We start from the raw sequence: 19,724 nt of genomic DNA on the forward strand, positions 1-19,724 counted from the left end.
GAATCCACCCGCGTTTCGTCTCCACGACTCATCCGACAATCATCCCTGACTGACGGCCCGGTTAAGTTGACGAGGCCAGCAGGAAGCCGATGAACATGATGACTGCGTTGCCCGAGCCGAACATCGGGAACCAGGCCCAAGGCAAGACCGAAAGTCCGACGACGCCGGCGATGAATATTCGGCGCCTGCCGTATCGATCCGAGAGCCAGCCGAAGAACGGGATGCCAGCGACAAGGAAGACGGTCGAGAAAAGGATCAACCGCAAGATCAACGCCTCGTCGATGTCGATTTGCCCGGTGCCGTACGAGATCGAGAACACGGTGAGTATGTAGAAGACGGTCCCGATAGACAGGTAGGACAGTGCCATCAGGATTACCAGCTTCGGGTACCGGGTCAGAACGATCTTGACCGGCATCTTCTCGATGTTGCCCTCTTTGGCAACCTTCTGGAATTCGGGGCTCTCGTCGAGTGAAACTCGGATGAAAATTCCGAAGAACACGAGGATGCCCGCGAGGAGAAATGGGATCCTCCATCCGTAGGACATGAAGGCATCCTCGGGTAGCTTCTCGAGAACCAGGAAGACCAGGTTTGCGAGCATCAGGCCCAATGCGGATCCGGTGTTGACGATCGAGCTGAGTAGTCCACGTTTGTTTTCCGGTGCGTGTTCGACGCTCATGAGGACTGCGCCGCTGTATTCGCCGCCGAGAGAGAACCCTTGGGCGAAGCGGAGCACTGTCAGTAGCAGTGGTGCGAAGATGCCGATCTGGTCGTACGTCGGCAGTGCACCGATAAGGACGGTTGCCCCGCCCATGATCGAGAGCGTGACGACCAGGAGTTTCTTCCGTCCGATCCTGTCGCCGAAGTGCCCGAACACCGCGGCTCCGATCGGTCGTGCGATGAACGCGATGGTGAAGGTCGACAAGGACAGAATCTTGCCGACCGCCGGATCGAAGTTCGGGAAAAACAGCTTGTCGAAAACCAGGGCGGCGGCGATCGCGTAGATGAAGAACTCGTACCACTCGATAGTGGTACCGGCGAGGCTTGACAAGGCGACGCGTCTTGACTGGTTGGGCCGCACCTGGTGAGGGCTGGGTGTGGTGGACATCGGGGTCCTCTCGGAAGGTAGGTCAATCATGTCCGTGCAGAAGGGGCGAATGAACCGGAATCTCGGCGAATCCGACGCCGTCATTCGGCAAACTCCACACCTCAATAATGAGTGATCAAAGTGTGTACTGCTGGCGAACATTAGAACGTGATGCGCGCCTCATTGCAAGCCCTCATCCTACGTGGTGGCGACTTTCTTTGCTTTATATGCACTTGGGCGGCAAGAATCGACTTCCGTGAGCGCCTTCGCTACAGTTCGTTGTCAGTGAACAACTTGTTCACTATTGGATGCCCACTCCGACACAATGCGGATCCCCGCCCATGGCCATCGGGCACCGCCAAGGACGCTGTTCTGGCGATGCTGACGTGCTGATGTGGCCGAACCTGCGAGAAGGCAAGGTGCCAGCGGTGAAGATGAACCCCCAGACGACGCGAACCGAGCGGGACTCCCTCGGTGAAGTCGAGGTCCCACGTGATGCCTACTACGGCGCTCACACCGCCCGGGCGCTGACAAACTTCCAGATCACGACCACGTCGATCGGTGGCTATTCCGAATTCGTCAATGCGCTCGCCGTGGTGAAGCAGGCATCGGCCACAGCGAACATCGAGTTGGATTTGCTCGACAAGGAGGTAGGCGCCGCCATCGTCGCCGCCTGCGAAACGATCCGCGCTGGACAGCATCACGATCAGTTCGTCGTCGATGCAATCCAGGGAGGTGCAGGCACGTCGACGAATATGAACGCGAACGAAGTGATCGCAAACGTGGCTCTCGAAAGGCTCGGGCGGCGGCGGGGTGACTACGCCACGATCCATCCCATCGATCACGTCAATCTCTGTCAGAGCACCAACGACGTGTATCCAACTGCCGTCAAGCTCGCCCTCGATCGATACCTCGGCGCTCTGCTCGAAGCGATGGCGCGGCTCGAATACTCGCTCTCACATAAAGCTGTCGAATTCTCCGACATTCTGAAGGTCGGACGCACACAGCTCCAAGATGCGGTGCCGATGACGCTCGGGCAGGAATTTGGTGCCTTCGCAGTCATGATCAGCGAAGACCGGCAGCGAGTCGAGGAAACTCGTGCCCTGTTGCGCGAACTCAATTTGGGTGGAACCGCGATCGGCACGGCACTCAACACACCACCCGACTACGCGAAAGTCGTGGTGGTCGAGTTGCAGCGCATCACCGGAATCCGTTCCCTGATCAGCGCGCCCGACCTCGTCGAGGCGACCCAGGACACCGGCGTGTTTGTGCACACTTCCGGGATCCTGAAGCGAGTTGCAATCAAACTGTCCAAAATCTGCAACGATCTCAGGCTCCTGTCCTCCGGACCACGTACAGGGTTCGGGGAAATCGAGCTTCCGCCCCGACAAGCTGGTTCGAGCATCATGCCGGGGAAAGTCAATCCGGTCATCCCCGAGGTCGTCAATCAGATCGCATTCGACGTCATCGGCAAAGACATCACGGTCTCATTCGCCGCCGAAGCAGGGCAACTCCAGCTCAACGCCTTCGAACCTGTGATCGCCAAGTCCCTCTTCGATGCCACGATTCGGCTCACAGCCGGTTGCCACACCCTGGCCGACAACTGCATCGACGGTATCGTCGCCAACCGGGTGAATCTGGATCGACACCTTGCCTCGTCGATCGCGCTTACCGCTGCATTGGTGCCCGAGATCGGATATACGGCCGCCGCGAGCATCGCAAAGCAAGCGCTCGATAGCGGCTGCGGAGTCATGGAACTTGCGCTCGAGAGCGGCCTGGTCTCTCAAGAGAAGCTCGATCAACTTCTGAACCCGGCCCGGGTTGCCGGAGTGAAAGCACTTGAACCTCACTGAGCGTCCAGCGTGGTGCCTGGACACGCAGATAAGTTGCTGCGCGTAGGTCCGGAAAATCCCTGGAGGACACTGCGAGGCAACGCTTTCCCGTTCCCTAAGCCCGATATGGCGATGGTCAAAACGCACACCCAGACCCGGAGAAATGATCTGAGCCCGATTCGATTCCTGCGGGCGAATGCAGTTGGCTTCAGCAAAGGCGTACACAATTCGCGGCGAGCGACCTTCGGGTGATGGAGTTTCGACGGAAACTATTAGAGGGCGTCCGGATACTCATGAGATTCGTGCAAGTCGTCGAGTCATGAGGCCGATCATGGCGATGTGCACCATGGCTTCGTGGTGGTCGGGTCTGGTTTCGTAGTCGCGGACGCAGCGACGGTGCTTGTTGATCCAGGCGAAGGTCCGCTCGACGACCCAGACCCGGGGCCGGACGTGGAATCCGGTACTGCCGGGGATGCGTTTGATGATTTGAATCTGAAGGGCGACAACCTGGTTCGCCCAGCCGATCAGCCGACCGGGGTAGCCTCCGTCGGCTCAGACCAGCCGGATCGTGGAGAACGCGTCACGCAGACGCGACAGTAGCCGGAACGCGGCATCGCGGTCCTGGATCGACGCGGCGGTAACCACCACGGCCAGCAGCAGCCCGGTCACATCCACCGCTATGTGTCGCTTGCGCCCATTCGTCCGTTTCCCGCCGTCCCATCCGCGACTGGATCGTGGCACCGTGTCGGCGGCGGGCAGGGTCTGCGAGTCGATAACCGCCGCGGTCGGGCATCGATCTCGTCCGACCTGCACCCGCAGCCGGTCGCGCAGCGCGTCCTGGATGCGCCGCCACGCCCTGGCTCGCACCCAGCGGGTGAACACGTCGTAGACGGTGGTCGGAGGCGGGAAGTCGGCAGGCAGTTGACGCCACGCGATCCCGCCCCGCACCAGGTACAGGATGGCATCCAGGATCATTCGGCGGCAATGCTTTTCGGGACGTCCGCCGCGACCCGCCGCATTACCAGGCGGCGGCAGCAACGGTTCCAGCATCGTCCACTGCGCGTCGGTCAGCGACGAGGACGAATACGCCGTGCAGCGATGCCCGCGTGCCGTGTGGGGCGGGCACGACGAGCACTGCGGAATCAGCGATGACGACATTGGTGGGCTCCTGGGTACGGGCAGCGAATCGACATCACTGACCTAATCAGGAGCCCACCACACCGCCCATCGCCATCGTGAGTTCCCGGACGCACTCTTGCAGTAATCGGCGTTTGCTGCTGGTGCAGCAGTTTCGCCGGGCGTGCTGGATGCGGGGGTCAGGCTTCGTCGGGGCGTGTCCGATCCGGGTGTTCGATGTTTCCTCGCCAGGCGCCTGTTTCGTGACCGCGGGATTCGACGAACGAGATCGAACCCGTGCAGTGAAACTCGCAGCCGTAGTCGAGTGTGATCCGTCGCTGCCGTACGAGGGCGAGGCGATCACTACATGATGGACAATAGTGAGGGGCGTGCGCTTCGGTGAACGAGTTGCTCTCTGACTTCGGTTGTTTCGGGCAGAAATTCGGCGCACAGTTGGGGATGGACCGTTACAAGATTGCGATGCCGGATGGCTCGTGGACTGATGAATTTTTCGAGTCCGACCATGATGCGATCGCGGCGGCTACAGAGGCGAATTTCGGCGCCAGTTGCGGTGTCGAAGTCCAGCGCTACGCCGAAGACGGGCGTTTATTCCCCACGCATCTTCCCGAGGGTGGACATCGGGGAACGGCCAGGCGGCACAGACCTAGGCCGGTAGTGGGGTGAGAGCCGCTGTCGGCACAGGCCATCCATTGCGAGGAAAGGCCCTGCCGACTTACCTCATCGACGAGATTCGACAAGAGGCGCGGTGTCGGTGAACTGCCGATCGGACCGTGTAGTGACACTCGCCGCGGCAGACTAGTTTCCTGCCCTGGCTTCCGCACCGCACAGGGCTATCGCTACATGATCGACCATGACAGTCCCGGCGGACCGCCGAAGGAATGGACAACCGCGACACCTTCGAACTGGCAAGTGCACGTTTGACGCATGGCCTTCACGTGATGTGTCGGCTCCAGAAGTTGTCGTTCGCCCAGCCGTCCGGGATTCCCATTCCGGCTAGGTTCATCTGTGGGCGGGTGTGGAGTAGTCCGTAAAGCCGCTGCGCCCAGCTGCTGCGTGGGGACACGGAGTCGAGTACGGATTGCAGCGACACCAGCACAGGATAGAGGCGCGTCCTCGACCGCTCCGGTAGAGCGTCCGTCCCCTCCAGCCACGAGATTGTGGGTGAGTTCGGGATCGCCGGGTACACGCCGAGGCCGACGTTCCACAGCCGCCCGTGGTGCGCGCAGACGTTCCTCACCCGCACGTAGGTTTGCAGCCAGGACTCCAGCACGGGCGCGGTCAGACCGATGCTCCTGGCGACCGCCGTGCGGTCGGAGCGCAGGCTCAGGTTGCGGTACGCGCTCGCCAGCTGTCCAATCGTCAAGGTTTCGACCATCAGCCAGGACGGCGGGAGCTCGGGCGAGCCGTAGGTGGTGAGGTAGTGCTCGAGGGCTGAGCGGTGCACCAACGAGTCTTCCCCAGCGTCCGGCGCGCCGCGTAACCGCTCGTCGCAGGTGTTGCGGATGATCGCCAACAGCTTGGTGTGCTTACCGCGGTCCCGGAAGTGTTCAGGGGCCGTGTACCAGTGTGGGTTGATGTAGGTGGTCGACATGTGGTCCGTCAGTGCCGCGCGGACGGCGACTTCGATGCGTTCGAGTGCATCCATGACCAACAGTCGTAGCGTCCGGTCGAAGACGTAGAGGTCAAGTATGTCGTCGAACGCCGTACCTTCACGGAAGAGATGGTCGGGTTGTCCTTGCTGGAAGGGGATTGTGTAGGGCGAGAGCCGATAGTAGCCGATGTGGCGCAGGTACCGACCGGCTCGGTCCGGGTCCGGGATCTGCAGGCCGCGGTCGGAGAGGCGTCTGACGAGCTCGTCGAGGTTCAAGGGCGGTTTGTCGTAGTCGAGGGAGCCACGAGGTCGGGGCGCACGCGGGGGTCGCGCCATGTGCGTTCCTTTCCGAGCTATGACAAAGAAAATCCCCCAAGTGCGCATCGTGGAGAGGCGTGGGGGATGTAGTACGTCGAGATTAGCATGAATGGACCGCAACATCGGTGCGGTACGCCTACTCAACGATGAGTAACAATTCGGGGTCACGCGAACGCCGGCAGGTTATGCACTGCGAATCCGAATTACTCAGTTCGGCTGAGATGGTAGCTCGATGGTGTTCGGTCGTTCGCTCCGGAAGTTTTCGCTCAGCGAGTTCAGAACGGTGGGTCGTCGAAGTCCGGGCGTCCACCGAGTTGTGGAACGTCGTTGGGTTCATCTGTGCTGTCGGTCAACTCCTGTGCTGCGTTATCCGTTGCCCGTAGCCAGGTTTCGGTGACCGACATGGTTCGGCTGTTCGGTTCCGACGGGGATGGGAGTTCACCAATTTTGACGACGATCGGTACTTGGGCGGAGACGCCGGCGATGACGCATGTGCCGGTGGGGAGGATGGGGAGGGATTCGAATGAGACGGCGTCGAGGTAGGCGACAGCTTTTTCGATGGCGCGGATGTCGAGGTTGTTGACCAGTCGGTGCAGGAAGTAGTTGTGTAGTTGGGAGATGATGGTTTCGGAGATGTCGTGGGGGCGTTGGCTTGCGATGGTGAGGAAGACTCCGAACTTGCGGCCTTCTTTGACGATTTCCTCGAAGGTTTCGAGGCGGTAGTCGCGCCACGCTTCGCTTTCACGGGTTGATTGCGTGGAGAGGATGTTGTGGGCTTCGTCGATGATGAGGTTCAGGTAGCGTTCCCCGCTCGGGTCGGTTTCCTTTTTGTGGTCGTAGAGTTGTTTGCACAGGATCATCGGGATGACTTTGCGCATCGCCAGGTTGACGTCGCGCAGTGAGACGACTGTCAGTGGGTGTTCGGCGAGGCCGTCGTCGGAGACGCGGATGAGTTTTTTGATGCTCGGTACGCGTTCGTTCATCCGTTTGATGAGTGGGCCTAGGTGTTCGCGGCTGGAGTAGCCGCTGATGATGTCGCGGTAGTACTGCATGACGATTTTGAACCGCACCAGGTCGATGTCTTCGATGGAGGTGAAGTCCAGATCGAGTTGGGTGATCTTCGGAGCCAGGAACTCATCCCAGCCGTCGGCGTTTGCGTATGTCCGGGGAGTCGACCAGTAAAACGTCCTGTGTACGGAATTGAAGTGGAGATTGTCTTTCAGGTCTTGAATGACGTGTTCGAACTCTGGTGTTGCTGCCGAGCCGAGGCAGTCGTGTATTTCTTCGAGGAAGTTGAAGGAAAGTTGTCGGTCGACTGCGGGGTCGGTATTTCTGGTTGCGCGACAGACGATTTCAGAGATCACTGTGAGGAGTGATGAAGGTGAGGGAAGTAGATTGTCCCAGTAGTCGCTGGTGAGGACTCGGCTGATGAAGGGAGCTTGGGTCTTTTCGGTCGCGTCGAGCAGGACTGTCCAGAACAGTGGGTCGTGGACGGCGCTCTTCGGCAGGGGGAGTTTGTCGCTGGTGTCGTTACGGGTGGAGAGGACGTATGACTTTTTGGTGGGGAAGCCGGCGATCACTTCGGTGGCGTGTGCGCCAGGTACGCCGACCCTGTCGACGTACTCGCCGTTGAAATCGATCAGAAGGAACTGTGCTCGTTGGCTGAAACCTGGTGCGGCCGAAAATTGTTCGAACAGTTCGTGATAGATCTTGGCGAGGGTGTAGGACTTGCCGCTTCCTGTGTTGCCGAAGATTCCGATGTGACTGGCGAAAATGGCATCGACGCCGATGGCGACTTCCTGCGTGGGTTCCATCGCGAGGACCCCGAGCGGTAGGGCCGCGTCACCGGGTTGGACGAATTGATGAACGGACTGGAATTCGGTCTGGGTGAGGATGAAGCATTCGTTGTCGAGTAGGGGAAGCTCTCGGATTCCTCGCTGAAATGTGTCGTTGTGCAGGAACCCGATCAGGCTGACATCGAGTGTTCGGGTGAAGTCGTCGACACTGCGCCGGTAGTGGGTATGGGTGCCCCGGTCTTCCGATACATGTTCGCCGTCAACTTTTGCAATCATGTCGGTGAAGCCTTTGGAGATCTTCAGGTAGCTGCCGACTGCGATGTTTCGTACGATGCCGCCTCGGTAGAGCAAGTGTGATCCATTTTTGAGTCTGTCGACGGCGACACGGACGCGCCGTCCTTCGACGGATATGACTCGCCCGACCCGGAATACGGACTCGTCTTGGAGGAGCGGTTGATCAATCACGCTGTCCCGCTGTCGTCGGTCTTGAAGATGAGCTCGATCTGCCCGTCCGGGCCGCGTGTGGACTCTGGGATGAGGGGTGCAAAGTATTGCGTGACAACAGTATCCAAATCGAAATGAACCACATCATCATCGTCGGCATCGTCCGCCGGCGGAGGCGGGGTGACGTACAGGATGTTGCCGTTCGGCACGTCGAGTTCGGGAATGAGCTTCTCGTAGGCGGCGCGGTCAGCCAGGCTGTAGCAGAACACGATGATTTGCAATGTCGGATTGGTTCGAGCTGCTCGGACGATCAGCTTGCGGAGATGCTCATCGCGGAACGAAAAACCCATGACGAACAGTGCGCTGTTTTCCTTTTCCAGTTCATTGGCGAACCGCCGGATCAGCTCGTAATACGTTTCGATGAGAACCGTCGTCGCGAACTTCTGCTTTTCAGGGTTGACGATGACAAGTCGGTCATAGGCATGTGTGAACGTGGCGATTTTGTTCGATCGAACCATTTTCTCTGCCTGCGCCAGCAATTTTTCGGCGTCGACATCATCACGTGTGTTGATCGGGATCAGTTCGGGACGGAGTTCATCGAGTGCGGCGAGAGTTGCGGCGACAGTGCTCAAGTGCGGGTCGAACACGATGTCTGATGTGGTTGTCGGATCGTCGAGTAGTTCCCACCCGATGGAGCCGTGCAATTTGTACAGGTCGAATGTGGGGATCTCCGAAAGATGCTCGTACCGCACACCTGAACGGTACTGCAGCGAACTCAGCGATCCGAGGTCGAACGTCGGGCGAATCTTTCCGGAAACCCGTCGTTGAAGCCGACCCCGAGGCGTTCGAAGGCCACCTCGAACACCAAGTCGATGTTGGTGGTGAAAAGGTTCACCTTCTTGCTGAGCAGGGTGCTGCGCCGCCGGAGAAGAATCCTGTTCAACGTCTGCCCGAAGATTGCGTAGGACCTCAGCACCGCGTTGGCCTCGGAATTAGGTGTCGGCTTGAGGAGTTCGGTGTTAGGGAGAATGACTTTGTCGAAGAAATACCCCTGAATGGAAGCCCGTGCGATCGCCTTCGAGTCATCGGTCACGTCGTCACGTCGAGCGATCGTGGTGAGTGCATCCTCGATGTCGCCGAGCATCCCGAAGAACGCACTGGGGGTGCCGGCTCCGACCAGAAAATTGAGATGCGAATCCTGGACTATCGTCCGGAGCTGATCAACCGAAATGCTTCCGGGCTGCTCGAATCGCTTCGGCGCCACTGCGATACTTACGTTCGTCACGTGTGCATCCATTCAGGTTGTCTGCACCGTGGTGCACTAGTCGAGCCGTCGTCCGGCAGGAAGATCAGATTAAGCGCTCAGGTATGGACGATAGAGATGCGGGTTAGGAATTCACGCAGAAACTGACCCGTTTACGGCCTGACAGCTTTTGCCAGCGAGTTGAGAAATTGAGATATCGCAGGCAGATTTTGCTGCATCATCGCTGGAATCCGGCCAGTCTCTGAGGATCGCGACAGCCGAGAACTGGAAGGTGTAGTTCTCGGCTGCATAGCCAAGTCAGATCCTGAAGTTCTTCCCGCAGTTACCACACTTGATGACGCCGTGTTTGGTGACCTTCACGCCGGCGAATTTGTGACGGCAGTACGGACAAGTAAGAGTAGGAATCGAAGCCATTTTGCTAACTCCCTCGTTTCGTGCAGCTCGGGGTGAGCTGGACTGAACGCAGAATACGTCTGCCCATCGACATTTAGCACGGTTAGAACTGTGGGCGAAGGCGGGCCCACCACGGATTCCATCAAAAGTTGTAATCAAATATCCGTCAAAGGTACGAGAGAAAATTCACTTGGAGCGGGTTGCGGCTTTTACCGCCCACGCGGCGTGCACCCCTGCACTTTCGATTCGCCCACGTGCACGGGAATGAGTCAGGGAAGCGGCCGTTCGGAACGGGATATTTTTGTGGGTTCGTAATTGTCAGCGATGTTCCAAGAGCGGCCGTTTGCGTCCAGAACCGAGTACCAGATCGCGGTGTAGTGGTGACTTGGGCCGGTTGCGTCGGTGCCGTCGGCTTCCCACAGTGTGCGCCAACCTTCGCCGGTGGCCAGTTCTGGACAATATGCGGTATCGGAGACTTTCAGCGGATGACCTCGCTCCTCGCCGTTTCCAAGGAAGATTGTGGTGATCGGTCGCATCAGAACACTGGTTGCGTTTTCCTCGACTGATGCTCTGAACCCATGAATCTTGATGTTGTACAAGGGTTTGTCGCTTCTGTTCTTGAATTCGGTTCGCCACTGCTGTTTTCCCTGTTCGGTGCCGCTAGGAAGCCATGAGACACCGAGTAGCCGGACTTGATTCGCCTGATCCTCCAGATCGGCGCGCAGTGTCGACCTATAGGACTGCAAGGCGACGAGAACTCCGCCGGCGGTAAATAGTGCCCCGCCGGCAGACACCCATGCCGGGAGTGAGCCGATGGTTGGGTCCCCGTGTAGAAGTCCAGTGTCTGTGTGAGTTTCGTGTCCGATAATGGACACAGGAGGAAATTCACGAATCATGGCACGCAGACACACCCCTGAACAGGTCATCGCGAAGGTCCGGCAGGGCCAGAAAATGCTCAACGACGGCCACCCGATGATCGAGGTCGTCAAGGAACTCCAGGTCACCGAAGCGACCTGGTACCGGTGGCTGAACCAGTACGGGTCCGAGAAGAACGCCGAGGCGTCCAAACGGACCAAGGAGCTGGAGAAGGAGAACGCGCGACTCAAACGGCTGCTGGCGGAGAAGGAACTGGCCATCGACATCCTCAACGAGGTGGCCAAGGACGCTCCTATAGACGTCAAGTGGTCAGTGCGCGGTAGTCACGTCGGAGTGCGGTGAAGACTTCTCGGGCGAGGTAGCGCTTCTGGCAGCGGATAATTTCGGGCATCGATTTTCCCTCTGACGTGCGGCGTTGCACGTAGGAGCGGGCGTTGTCGCTGTATCGGAGGCGGACGATGACGCCAGTGTGAAGTGCTTGGTTGGCGCGTCGGTCGCCGCCACGATGCAGTCGGTGACGAGTGGTCTTTCCTGATGAAGCGGGAATCGGTGCTACTCCGCAGAGGTGAGCGAAGGATGATTCCGATTTCAAGCGGCCCGGATTGTCTCCGACGGTGACCAGAAGTGCGGCGGTGGTGTCGGGTCCGAGCCCAAAGACGGCCGACGTGGTGGGTGCTACCTCATTGACCAGTTTGGCGAGGTGTTTTTTCAGTTCGTTTGCTTCTCTGCGTAATTGACGTGTCCGGTTGGCGAGTGAGCGCAGTGCCAGAATGGTTGCGTTGACCGGGTCGGCCAGTTGGGCAACGTCTGCGTCGAGTGCGGTGCAGGCATCGAGCAGTGCCGTGGTGCTACGTCCGCGCAGCTGTGCACGCAACGTGTCCGGTGCGGTGACGAGCATGGCGCGGATGGCGTTCATCGATGCGGTCGCAGCTTTGACAGCGCTGGATCTGGCGACACGCAGTGCGCGGATCGCTTCGATGGGACCGTCGCCGTGTTTGGGTTCGGAGAGTTGATGGCGTGCCAGGACTGCCCGAGCTGCGGCTTCGGCGTCGATGGGATCGCTCTTGCCGACGCTGCGGCGGAGTTTGCGGTTCGGGCGGGGCACTTCGACGACCGTGATCTTGAGGTGGCGTAGGTGTCGGGCGATGCCGGCACCATAGGAGGAGGTGCCTTCGATGCCGACCGCGATGGGTTCTCCGAGCTCGCGAATCCACAGTGTCAGGTCGTCGTATCCGGTTGCAGTGGTGTCGAATTGACGGTGTTCGAGCAGAATTCCGGTGTCGGTGATGACGGCGGCATGGTGGGTGTCGGCGTGGGTGTCGATGCCGCAGTAGATACGCTGTCGGTTGGCAATTTGTCTCACGTGGTGGCCTCTCCTCGCTTGGACGTGGCGCGAGGTTCGGACAGGCCAGTGACGGGCCGGATGAGGCTGGCAGGCTCCTACGAGGTCACGTACGTCGCGTGCTCCACTGTGGTGTTGTGGTGGCCCGCTGAAGGTCGGTCGACGGGTCCTGAGAAAGGCACACGTAAGGCCAGGAAAATTCCGGGTCAGGCCGTTTCCGTCAACGGGTTGATTCCATTATCACTGGAAAATTTTGAGCCCGACCGCCAAACGAAACGCTGTCGTCATGCTCCAGGAAACGATGGGGCTCTCGCAGCGGTTCGCCTGCAAAATTGTCGGGCAACCGCGATCGACTCAGCGGAAGGAGCTTGCGAAGAACACCCCGGATGATCCGGACGCCGATCTGCGGAAGTGGTTGCGGGACTGGGCCAAAGCGAATGCCCGCAAGGGATTTCGTCGGGCGTGGGCGGACTTGCGTGCCGCGGGCTGGGTGATCAACAAGAAGAAGGTTCAGCGTCTCTGGCGCGAGGAAGGATTGCGGGTGAAAGTCCGCAAAATCCGGAAACGGGCCGGCGCCTCGACCACTCCGATCACCGAGGCAGATGCGCCGAAGGTGGTGTGGGCGATCGACTTCCAGTTCGATTCGACGACGGACGGTCGGAAGTTCAAGATCGCGTCGATGGTAGACGAACACACGCGTCAGTCGGTGCTCAACATCGTCGAGAGATCCATCCCTGCAGAGGATCTCGTCACCGCGCTGGAGAAGTCGTTCGCACTCTGGGACGGCCCACCGCAAGTACTGCGGTGCGACAACGGGCCCGAGTTCATCTCCGAGGCGTTGCGGACGTTCTGCGAGGACCGACTGGGTATCGGATATGTTCCACCTGGTCAGCCGTGGAAGAACGGGTACATCGAGTCGTTCAACAATCGTGTCCGTGACGAGTGCTTGAACATGAACGAGTTCCACAGTCTCCTCGAAGCCCGGGTGGTCATCGAGGATTGGAAGCAGGACTACAACACCCGGCACCGGCATTCATCGCTGGCGTATCGAACTCCGAATGAGTACGCTGCCAGCTGTATTCACACGCATTGATTCTCTGATAGCGAGTGGCTCACCAAATGGGGTCCTGCCAGGAGACTCCCGGAAGGCGGGATTCTGCACGAGGTTGCAGCTACGGACACCTACGGCCAGTTCCTGGTCCAATACTGCGTGGGTGACGTCGTCAACGCAGAACTTGTCCCCGAGCCGCACAACGTGTTCGACGATCATGCACTCTGCGTCGACATCTGTGGACTAAAGGTGGGCTATGTGGGAAGAATTTTCGCGGAGTACTGGCAGCCGTTCGTGAGTGCGATGAACCGTCGCGGATACAGCGTTGTCGCCACCGCCGCCATCACCGAGGGGTACTGCGAGACTGATAGATCTGTTGATATTCGGTTCCCCGAGTGGCAGCAATGGGTGGATATCTACAACAAGAACGGAATCGACCATGGATTCGACGCACTCTGGGCGAGCCGGCCATCCGAGACCCAGACGACACTGATGGACGGATTCGGCGAAAGCGATTGGACAACAACCCAAGTAGTCATTTCCCAGGCCCACCTCATGCCTACCATCGCGTGGAAACGCGAGAACTATCAGTGGTGTTGTCAAGTTGTTTGGTGTGCAACTGTTTTCGGGCACATCACGCCATCACGCCGAGCGACGTTCAGGCAGCGAGGACCTGTTCGGTGACCTGATCCCACACCTGAAATCGGGCGGCAATTTCGGTGCGGTGATCGGTGGCGGCCATCCGGTGGCGGGGTGGGCGGAAGTGCGGCGAAATGCGACTCAACGAGGCCAGAAACCTCTGCGCTGAACCGACAGAGCGGAACCCTTTCATCGCGCGTTCACGTTGTCGGGTCGGTTGATGGGAGTTCTCGCACCGATTATTCAAGTACTTGTTTTGCCTGTGCTCAGTTGTCGACGTCGTCTTCCGGTGCGCGACATCGTAGCTGCGGAGTTTGAGTTCCTAACAACAGTCAAGCGACATCGACCCTCGTAGACTCGAAATCGGCGGGCCGGGATGTTGGAGTGCTCCGCGACTCCTGGTGCTCCCGACCCGCCCTCTCCTTCAACTGCTTCGACTGACGTTTGCGAGCACCCTTCTCGCGTACCTTCGGGTCAATTTGGTGGTGTTCACGGACGATACTGCGGCCTTCCTCGGGTGTGATGATGCGGCCGTCGGTATCGCGCAACACGTAATGCTCTCCGGCGCGCCAGCAGGCAGCGATCCGGGTCAGCAGGGTGGTCGCGATGTGGCAGATCGCGGAGTCGTGGTGACGGTCGGAGTTCCTGAGCCGGACATACTTCTCTGCGAGCTGCGGGTCCGTCTTACGGGCGTGGTCGGCGGCATTGAACAGAGCCTCCCGCAGGAGCGGGTCCCCTGCCTTGGTCAGCCCGTATTGGTGGTTATGCAGCCCGGACTGGCTGACCTTGGGGACCAGTCCGGAGTAGGCGCGGATCGCAGCGAGACTGGGAAACCGGTGCGGGTCACCGATCCGGCCGGCGACGACGGCGGAGTTCACCGGCCCCATCCCCGGGGCGGAAGCGATGATCCCTGCCGGGTCGGCTTCCTCGTAGAGATCGGCGATCCGCTCGTCGAGGTCCTCGATCTGCTCGGTAAGCACTCGTGCCTGCAGCGCCTCGACCGCGATGTCGGCAGCGAGTTCGGCGAGTGTTTGGAGTAGTAGGCCCGTAGGTCCGCGGACTGTGTGGTCGGTACCAGGGCGATGGTGGCACCGCGGCGGCGAAACCACGAGGCGACGGGCGCCCAGGCGTTGCGAGTGGGTTCGAGGACCACGGTTACGGTGTCGCTCTCGCCGAGTTCGAGGTCTGCCCATACCTGTTCGAGGTCGTGGGGGTGGGTGAAGAATTTCTTGCCGGTCCAGGTGTAGCTGCCGTCTGGTCGTGCGAGCGAGGCTTGATGCGCTGCCCGGCAGGCGAGGTCGATTCCGAGGGTGAGATTCATGTGCTGCGCCATATCTGTTCGAGGATCGAAGGTGACGAGCCCAGAGCGGGGACGGCACGGCCCAGACATTCTGTAAGCAGAAGTCCGTCTGTGAGGACAGCTTCGAGTTCCTGAACAGGGACACCGATCCGACCCGGGCGGGTCCGCGGGCGAACACTCAAACTTCGGGAATCGCCTTGCGTTCCAGTCGGTGTTTCGTTCGTCTCGTGGGCCCTCACCCAATCTATGTCAACGGCATCTGAATTTTGGTTCTGGCCCAATTTCCGTGACGGCTCCACCTTCGCGCCGCGTGTCGTTCCGGTAGGACTTGGATCGTGCGGGAGATGATCGTTCTGGTGTTCTGAGAACTGTTGTGACCTGCGCGTACTTCTTCCGCACTTGTCGGGGGTCAACATCGATTCGGTCGATGCGGACGCAGGTGGAGTCCGTATTCGTGCGTCGCCGTTGTCGACGTCGGCGAGCTGTCCGGCGTGTGGTGTTTCCTCGAAACGGGTCCACAGTCGGTATGAACGCATGCTCGCCGATACGGCGATAGCTGGCCGATCGAGCTACGTCGTTTTGCAGGTGCGTCGGTTTCTGTGCTCGGACAGTGGCTGTGACCGACGCACATTTGTCGAGCAGATCGACGGACTGACCAAGGCTTACGCACGGACCACGCCGCTGCTGCGCGAAATCCTGGAGCAGATCGCGCTGGCGTTGGCGGGGCGAGCAGGATCGAGGTTGGCGTCTGCGTTGGGGATAGATGTCGGACGTTCCACCCTGTTGCGCCTGGTCCGAGCATTACCTGACCCTCAGACAAGAGTGGTCACTGTGCTCGGTATCGACGATTTCGCGCTGCGGAGACGACATCGGTACGGCACGATCCTGATCGACATGGAAACGCATCGCCCGGTCGATGTTCTCGCCGACCGGAAAGCCGGCACCGTCGCCGAATGGCTGCGGGCGCACCCAGGAACCGAGGTGATCTGCCGCGACCGCGCTGGCGCATATGCCGAAGCAGCCCGCGCCGGAGCATCGGAGGCGATCGAGGTTGCAGACCGCTGGCATCTGTGGCACAACCTTGCCGAGGCGGTGGAGAAAACCGTTGCGGCCCATCATCATTGCCTACGAAAGGCAGAGTCGGAAATTGAACCTTCGATCGAACGCACCACGTCAGAACTCCTGAGGCGGGCCGCCGACCAGGTACACGCCACTCGCCAGGAGAGTTCGGCGCTCACCGCGCGAACGAAACGGCGATTCGAGGCGGTCACAAATCTCAAGAACGAAGGCATGGGAATCAGAGCGATCGCCCGCCAGCTCGGGCTGGCACGGGAGACCGTCCGCCGTTTTTACCGCGCGAGCAGTGTCGACGAGTTGTTGGGTGCGCCGCGGGCGGGCCGGCCCACCATGTTGGACGAGTTCGCCGTTCACCTGCATGACCGCTTCAACGATGGATACACCTCCGCTGCTGCACTTTACGAAGAACTTCAAGCATTGGGATATCGCGGCAGCTACAGCTCCGTCCGCGACTACTTGAGACCACTGCGTTCAATCGGCGCTGCGCCGGCCAGAGAACAGGTCCCGAAGGTCCGGCGGATCACCTCCTGGATGTTGCGTCATCCCGATAACCTCACCGACGATGAGCAGATCGGACTCAAACAGGTCCTCGCCAGCTGTCCACACATCGAAGCCACCGCAGGGCATGTCACTTCGTTCGCGGAGATGCTCACCGAACGCCTTGGTGCACAATTGAACTCTTGGATGTCTGCCGTCTCGGCAGATGATCTTCCGCACTTGCATCGCTTCGTTCGAGGACTAGAAACCGACCACGCAGCCGTCCGAAACGGGCTGACTCTGCCCTATAGTTCCGGCGCTGTCGAAGGGCACGTAAACCGGATCAAGATGCTGAAACGGCAAATGTACGGACGTGCTGGATTCGACTTGCTCCGCAAACGAATACTCCTCAGCAACTGACACATTCAAAATCGATCACGGAAAGTGGGCCAGAACCCCCAAGCTTTGCTGGGTACTCATCTTGGGGCATGGATGGTCGACGTCCAGGCCGCGCGCCGCGCGATCCGCCGTGCGGTCGAGCGCGCCAACGAGGGGAACGCTGAGCCCGCGGACATGGCCCGTGCGTGCAACCCGTGCGAGGACGCATTGAGTTGGTCGTATTGCCGACTCGGGGACCCGCCCCGGGGTACATCAATAGGACGCAACGCTCAGTTGACCGTTGCGCATACGGGTTCCCGGGGGCTGCATCTTGGCAAATTGGCGAGCGAGTTACCGATGTCCTGCTAGTTCGATGGTGCGTGACGCTGATGGCGGCAGCCGCATTGGTTCGAACGGAGACCTTCGGGAAGAAACGCGTCGATCTCACCCGGGTGGAATGTCAACTCCTCGTTGTCTTTCAGAGCCTTCTGCGCCTTCTCGTAGGCGGCAGCGCTCGTGTCGGGAGCATGTTGGTAGAGGTCATCGAGTTCCTGCTGCAGCTCGTCTCGCTGGGCACGAACCTCTTCAGCCGACATTCCCGCGGCCGCGTCCGCTATCAGGTTGATATACCGATCGCGGATGGATAGGAAGCTCTTCGCGGCGGCGCGGTGTCGCGACGCATCCTCCGCGGGGTCGAAGCTCAGCTGGAAGACCGTGAATCCGAGCGTTAGGGTGGCCAGTACAACACTCACCACGAGAAATCCTGTCTTACCGATCGTTGCCGTACCGACGACGCCACCGAAAGTCAGGGCCGTCAGCGCGATGTTGACCCACTTCATCCTCGCTGCCTTTTTTGCAGCGATCTCGCGGTCCTTCTCATGAGTCTTATGTGTATAGACGACCCGCCCGAAGGTCTCACGGATGACGTCCAGGTTTCCGTCAGAATCCATACTGCGCACCGAAGATCTTCCTCCACTCGACTGCGGCGTTGTACTCGTCGCCGGCTGCCTCGAACGAACATGCCCGCTGCGCGTTCGCGAGCGCAGTCCTTGCCTTGCTAAGCCAGGCATGACCGTAGTAGCACTTTTCAGTGATCCCAGGGATCTCGCAGTAGTAGTTCGCGCGATCGATGAGCTCCTCGAAGAAGTCTCTAATCATGTAGTCGTCCCAGGTCGACGACTTGCCTCGATTCGACCAAGTTGCGAGGAACCTAACTGCCCGCAGCTCCAGGCACAGCGACTTGACTGGCACGTTGCAGTACCGCTGCCAGACCTTCATCATCTGGATCAACCGGCGATTCTGACCGGCCGATGCCCTGTCAGAATCATCGACGTTGCGGAACTCCGCGGCATAGCTCGACAGCTTCCAGCTCCCGCCGTCGCGGGTGTGCGGAATCCAGTACCGGTCTATCTCCTCGGCCGCATTCGTGTAGTGCCAAGCTGGCAACACCTCGACAGTGTGTCCGTTGGCGAAATCCACGAGGACGATCGGCCCGTCGCCCTTCACATTCGTCGATGGGAACCGCGTACGCAGGACGCTCCGGATCTCCTGAAGCAGGGCGGACTGACCATTCGAGGCGTAGTCGTTAAAGCGCGTGAACGTCGCCGGCGGAATGCGGAAGATCATGTCGACGTCGCGGACCGGTCGGACCCGAGTCCGCTTGCCGTGCGAGCCGATCAACAACTTGGTATCGCCGGTGTAGGCGCGCGTTGGGTAGTAGTGGTCGTCCAGCTTCTTCGCAACAGCGTTGCTCCGCGCCGTAGCTTCATCTCGCTCGATCTGGGTCAGCGAGATGTTGGACACGAACTTCTCGAACCGCGACGACGTACTCAATCCAGCCCCCGTTTTTGATTGCCGACCCAGGACTGGGACCGGACGGTCTCCATTTTAGGTGACTGGTCACCTTGTCCGGCACAGCCGCCTGCTGAATCGGGACGTAGATGCACTCTCCCTCGGGCGCGGGGGCCTTTTGCGGGCTGACTGGTGTTGACGACATGTCCCGCCGGTGATGGTGGGTGAAGGGACGACGCTGATGAGCACGACGCGGCGGCCCTGATGATCGACCCGGTCTGATCTGGTGCGGGTGTCGCCGTGGTGTCGGGTAGTGGTTCGGGCCTGTCGGGAGGGGCGGGGTGGGGCGTGTTGCTGACGGTTGAAAACTGTTTCTGGGCCCAATTTCCGTGATCAGTTCTGAATACTTGGGTTGTTTGGGTGCCGGCGAGGGGGGGTGTGGGGGAGTGGTGCCGGGGTCGGGTGGGGGGTGTTGTGGGGCTCGTTTTTGGTGTTTTTGAATGTTGTTGTGTGTCAGTGTGTTTCGGTATTCGGTTGGTGTTGAGTTGGTTTCGCTGGTTGTGCACGGTTGTGTTTTTGTCAACGTCGAATGTTGTTGTAGTGGTTGATGTTTTAGTGTTTTGTGTTTTCGGGTTGTTTTGCGGTTTGGGCATGTGGGGTGTATGATTGGGAGCGTGATGATGACGAGGCAGTGGACGCGAGACGGGGCGCTTTTCCTGACCCTTCCCTCCTCCCCAGCCTCGTTCGGGTGTTGGGTACCGGTTCAGACGTTACGATGAATCCTATTGGTGAGAACCAAAATTCGAATCTCAGAGGAGCGAAGCGACTCGATCGACGGCAACGGTACTCGACCCACTGCGAGCCGCGCAGCGGCTCCCTGGCGGGGAGCGAAGCGACTCGCTCCCCGCTCCCGACGCGAAGCGTCGGGAGGAGC

16 protein-coding genes and 2 pseudogenes are annotated in these 19,724 nt (G+C 59.7%); 5 read left to right on the forward strand and 13 right to left on the reverse strand.

Going from position 1 to position 19,724, the window contains the following annotated elements:
- Window positions 1-61: 61 nt before the first annotated feature.
- The gene (locus V3587_RS29885; protein WP_283377638.1) at window positions 62-1,105 is read right to left on the reverse strand and encodes an MFS transporter; all 1,044 of its coding nucleotides are present in this window, start codon (window positions 1,103-1,105) and stop codon (window positions 62-64) included.
- A gap of 413 nt (window positions 1,106-1,518) precedes the next feature.
- Here V3587_RS29885 and V3587_RS29890 point away from each other — a divergent pair, with 413 nt between their 5' ends.
- Window positions 1,519-2,937, forward strand: coding sequence for an aspartate ammonia-lyase (locus tag V3587_RS29890; protein WP_283377640.1), 1,419 nt, complete (start codon window positions 1,519-1,521; stop codon window positions 2,935-2,937).
- Between the two features lie 531 nt (window positions 2,938-3,468).
- Here the strand turns inward: V3587_RS29890 and V3587_RS29895 are convergent.
- Window positions 3,469-4,074 carry an IS5 family transposase gene (locus V3587_RS29895; RefSeq protein ID WP_283377637.1) on the reverse strand — a complete coding sequence of 202 codons (606 nt, stop codon included), beginning with the start codon at window positions 4,072-4,074 and terminating at the stop codon, window positions 3,469-3,471.
- Between the two features lie 357 nt (window positions 4,075-4,431).
- Here V3587_RS29895 and V3587_RS29900 point away from each other — a divergent pair, with 357 nt between their 5' ends.
- Window positions 4,432-4,716 carry a hypothetical protein gene (locus V3587_RS29900; protein ID WP_331703507.1) on the forward strand — a complete coding sequence of 95 codons (285 nt, stop codon included), beginning with the start codon at window positions 4,432-4,434 and terminating at the stop codon, window positions 4,714-4,716.
- A 268-nt stretch (window positions 4,717-4,984) separates the two neighbouring features.
- Here V3587_RS29900 and V3587_RS29905 read toward each other — a convergent pair whose 3' ends face one another.
- The 5 genes from V3587_RS29905 to V3587_RS29925 all read right to left on the reverse strand — a co-directional run bounded on the left by V3587_RS29905 (window position 4,985) and on the right by V3587_RS29925 (window position 10,395).
- Entirely contained in the window at window positions 4,985-5,980 is a 996-nt protein-coding gene (locus V3587_RS29905; RefSeq protein ID WP_283377636.1) for an Abi family protein, read from the reverse strand.
- Between the two features lie 257 nt (window positions 5,981-6,237).
- Window positions 6,238-8,034 (reverse strand): ATP-binding protein, encoded by a 1,797-nt coding sequence (locus tag V3587_RS29910; protein WP_283377635.1) that lies wholly within the window; start codon window positions 8,032-8,034, stop codon window positions 6,238-6,240.
- 185 nt (window positions 8,035-8,219) lie between these two features.
- The gene (locus V3587_RS29915) at window positions 8,220-8,849 is read right to left on the reverse strand and encodes a hypothetical protein (RefSeq protein ID WP_331703510.1); all 630 of its coding nucleotides are present in this window, start codon (window positions 8,847-8,849) and stop codon (window positions 8,220-8,222) included.
- Between the two features lie 128 nt (window positions 8,850-8,977).
- Window positions 8,978-9,487, reverse strand: a complete 510-nt coding sequence (locus tag V3587_RS29920; RefSeq protein ID WP_283377633.1) for a hypothetical protein — start codon at window positions 9,485-9,487, stop codon at window positions 8,978-8,980.
- A gap of 641 nt (window positions 9,488-10,128) precedes the next feature.
- On the reverse strand, window positions 10,129-10,395 hold the full coding sequence (locus V3587_RS29925; RefSeq protein ID WP_283377632.1) for a hypothetical protein: 267 nt from the start codon (window positions 10,393-10,395) through the stop codon (window positions 10,129-10,131).
- A 358-nt stretch (window positions 10,396-10,753) separates the two neighbouring features.
- Here V3587_RS29925 and V3587_RS29930 point away from each other — a divergent pair.
- Window positions 10,754-11,020 (forward strand): annotated as a pseudogene (locus tag V3587_RS29930) (transposase); the annotation flags it as partial.
- A gap of 16 nt (window positions 11,021-11,036) precedes the next feature.
- Here the strand turns inward: V3587_RS29930 and V3587_RS29935 are convergent.
- A complete protein-coding gene (locus V3587_RS29935) occupies window positions 11,037-12,098 on the reverse strand; it encodes an IS110 family transposase (protein WP_283377631.1) in 1,062 nt (353 codons plus the stop codon).
- Window positions 12,099-12,330: 232 nt separating this feature from the next.
- Here V3587_RS29935 and V3587_RS29940 point away from each other — a divergent pair, with 232 nt between their 5' ends.
- Entirely contained in the window at window positions 12,331-13,170 is an 840-nt protein-coding gene (locus V3587_RS29940) for an IS3 family transposase (RefSeq protein ID WP_283377630.1), read from the forward strand.
- A gap of 374 nt (window positions 13,171-13,544) precedes the next feature.
- Here the strand turns inward: V3587_RS29940 and V3587_RS29945 are convergent, their stop codons facing one another.
- The 3 genes and pseudogenes from V3587_RS29945 to V3587_RS29955 form a co-directional block, all read right to left on the reverse strand.
- The gene (locus tag V3587_RS29945) at window positions 13,545-13,667 is read right to left on the reverse strand and encodes a hypothetical protein (RefSeq protein WP_283377629.1); all 123 of its coding nucleotides are present in this window, start codon (window positions 13,665-13,667) and stop codon (window positions 13,545-13,547) included.
- 119 nt (window positions 13,668-13,786) lie between these two features.
- A pseudogene (locus tag V3587_RS29950) lies at window positions 13,787-14,083 on the reverse strand (DDE-type integrase/transposase/recombinase); the annotation flags it as partial.
- 16 nt (window positions 14,084-14,099) lie between these two features.
- A complete protein-coding gene (locus tag V3587_RS29955) occupies window positions 14,100-14,876 on the reverse strand; it encodes an IS110 family transposase (protein WP_283377628.1) in 777 nt (258 codons plus the stop codon).
- A gap of 590 nt (window positions 14,877-15,466) precedes the next feature.
- On the opposite strand from V3587_RS29955, the gene V3587_RS29960 reads away from it, so the two are divergent.
- Window positions 15,467-17,041, forward strand: a complete 1,575-nt coding sequence (locus tag V3587_RS29960; protein WP_283377627.1) for an ISL3 family transposase — start codon at window positions 15,467-15,469, stop codon at window positions 17,039-17,041.
- A gap of 323 nt (window positions 17,042-17,364) precedes the next feature.
- Here V3587_RS29960 and V3587_RS29965 read toward each other — a convergent pair whose 3' ends face one another.
- Together V3587_RS29965 and V3587_RS29970 are read right to left on the reverse strand one after the other, a co-directional pair.
- Window positions 17,365-17,949, reverse strand: coding sequence for an SLATT domain-containing protein (locus V3587_RS29965; protein ID WP_283377626.1), 585 nt, complete (start codon window positions 17,947-17,949; stop codon window positions 17,365-17,367).
- Complete coding sequence (locus tag V3587_RS29970) at window positions 17,939-18,832, reverse strand: SMODS domain-containing nucleotidyltransferase (protein WP_283377625.1); 894 nt, start codon at window positions 18,830-18,832, stop codon at window positions 17,939-17,941. Before V3587_RS29970 ends, V3587_RS29965 begins: the two co-directional genes overlap by 11 nt.
- Window positions 18,833-19,724: the final 892 nt, after the last annotated feature.

The sequence above is a fragment of the Rhodococcus sp. IEGM 1306 genome, from assembly GCF_036541985.1.
Lineage (GTDB): Bacteria > Actinomycetota > Actinomycetes > Mycobacteriales > Mycobacteriaceae > Rhodococcus_F > Rhodococcus_F qingshengii.

What these genes read in the sequence shown, in the direction of transcription:
- V3587_RS29945 (WP_283377629.1), bottom strand. Translation starts at nt 13,667, where the DNA reads ATGACTACTTGGGTTGTTGTCCAATCGCTTTCGCCGAATCCGTCCATC.
- V3587_RS29895 (WP_283377637.1), bottom strand. Translation starts at nt 4,074, where the DNA reads ATGTCGTCATCGCTGATTCCGCAGTGCTCGTCGTGCCCGCCCCACACG.
- V3587_RS29965 (WP_283377626.1), bottom strand. Translation starts at nt 17,949, where the DNA reads ATGGATTCTGACGGAAACCTGGACGTCATCCGTGAGACCTTCGGGCGG.
- V3587_RS29905 (WP_283377636.1), bottom strand. Translation starts at nt 5,980, where the DNA reads ATGGCGCGACCCCCGCGTGCGCCCCGACCTCGTGGCTCCCTCGACTAC.
- V3587_RS29925 (WP_283377632.1), bottom strand. Translation starts at nt 10,395, where the DNA reads ATGCGACCGATCACCACAATCTTCCTTGGAAACGGCGAGGAGCGAGGT.
- V3587_RS29885 (WP_283377638.1), bottom strand. Translation starts at nt 1,105, where the DNA reads ATGTCCACCACACCCAGCCCTCACCAGGTGCGGCCCAACCAGTCAAGA.
- V3587_RS29910 (WP_283377635.1), bottom strand. Translation starts at nt 8,034, where the DNA reads ATGATTGCAAAAGTTGACGGCGAACATGTATCGGAAGACCGGGGCACC.
- V3587_RS29890 (WP_283377640.1), top strand. Translation starts at nt 1,519, where the DNA reads ATGAACCCCCAGACGACGCGAACCGAGCGGGACTCCCTCGGTGAAGTC.